General features: G+C 57.2%; 1 protein-coding gene. It reads left to right on the top strand.

Translation table 11 applies throughout. From position 1 onward, the window contains the following. Positions 1-213 precede the first annotated feature (213 nt). The gene (locus PY257_RS10095) at positions 214-1,179 is read left to right on the top strand and encodes a hypothetical protein (RefSeq protein WP_275741330.1); all 966 of its coding nucleotides are present in this window, start codon (positions 214-216) and stop codon (positions 1,177-1,179) included. The last annotated feature ends 198 nt before the right edge of the window (positions 1,180-1,377 follow it).

Raw genomic sequence — 1,377 nt, 5'->3', positions numbered from 1 at the left:
CTGCATCAAAAAAAGCCAGAGCAGCCCCCGCTACACTGGCATCTGTCAAACAACGGATCGACTCGCTTCGCGTCGCCGATCTCAGGTCGCTCCAGGCTCATACCCGAATTGGAAAAGACTGCCGCTGTGCCATGAGTGTGCCACGGAGAATCGGCGCGGATCAATCCGGTAGCCATTGAGCTTGTGCCGGGAGGCATGCGAGGATTGCGGTCTATGACCATACCAATAACAAGATTCGGGGCCGCTCTTCCCAACGTGTTTGCCCTGGCAGGTACGGACGAAAACTCTGCCACTGGCGCATTGGGCTGGGCGCTGTCGCAGTCTCCGGCGCTGCTGAGTCTCTTGCTGTGCGATCTCGGCTTTGCCAGCTACGGCGAACTGGATGCACGCATCGACCTCCAGCGCCGCACGGACGATGCGGGGTTCACTGATATCGAAATCCGAGCCAAAGACCTTCACTGCATCATTGAAGCCAAGGTCGGCATTGCCGTAGCCCATCGCGCCCAACTGGAACGGTACGTTGATCGGATGGGTAGCATCGGTTCCCGAGTATTCCTGTCGATCAGCGACGCGCCAACCGCTTTCGCTGCCCGAAGCCTGCCGCCAGAGATTCAAGGCGTTGCGGTCAAGCACAGAACGTGGCGGGATATTCAATCCCAAGTGCGACAGGCGGCAGGAATAGCCACGAGCCCGATTGAGAAACTATGGCTCAGGCAGCTAGAACAACATTTGGAGAAGTACGTGACCGGAAACCGTATTACCGACAACACCGTCTATGTCGTCTCCTTGAGCACCGCACCGATTGAGGACGGCAGCACATACACATGGGTTGATGTGGTCAAGGAGGGGCGGTACTTTCATCCTGCCGGAAAAGGTTGGCCAGCAGAGCCTCCGAACTACATCGGCTTCCGGTACAACGGGAAGTTGCAAGCCATTCACCACGTCGAAGATTGGCAGGTCGTTGACCGTCTGAAGGACGAGCATGCCTCGTGGCCGGAAAACGAAGGTCCGCACTTCGTCTATCGGCTGGGGCCAGCCATCATCCCAACTACTGAAGTCCGAAGCGGCAACATCTGGAGCGCCAGGAACTATGTCGCCATCGACCTGCTGCTATCGGGAGCCTGCCAGACCATCAGCGAAGCTGTGGCTGCAACCAAGAAGCGTCTTGAGGGTGACTGATCGCACGTCCGCGACGTACAAAAGGAAAGGGGCCCTCTTTTGACGGAGAGCCCCTTCGGGAGTTGGTGCCGATGACCGGGATCGAACTGGTGACCTACGCGTTACGAGTGCGTTGCTCTACCAACTGGAGCCTGTCAGAAATTTTGTGTGCAAGGCATAACATTCCACCAAAGGAGTTTTCATGCCTCGCCAATCCAA

The sequence above is a fragment of the Curvibacter soli genome (assembly GCF_029211125.1).
Taxonomy (GTDB): domain Bacteria; phylum Pseudomonadota; class Gammaproteobacteria; order Burkholderiales; family Burkholderiaceae_C; genus Curvibacter_A; species Curvibacter_A soli.
The sequence above is the reverse complement of the archived record's forward strand: the minus strand, read 5'-3'. Positions and strand labels throughout refer to the sequence as shown.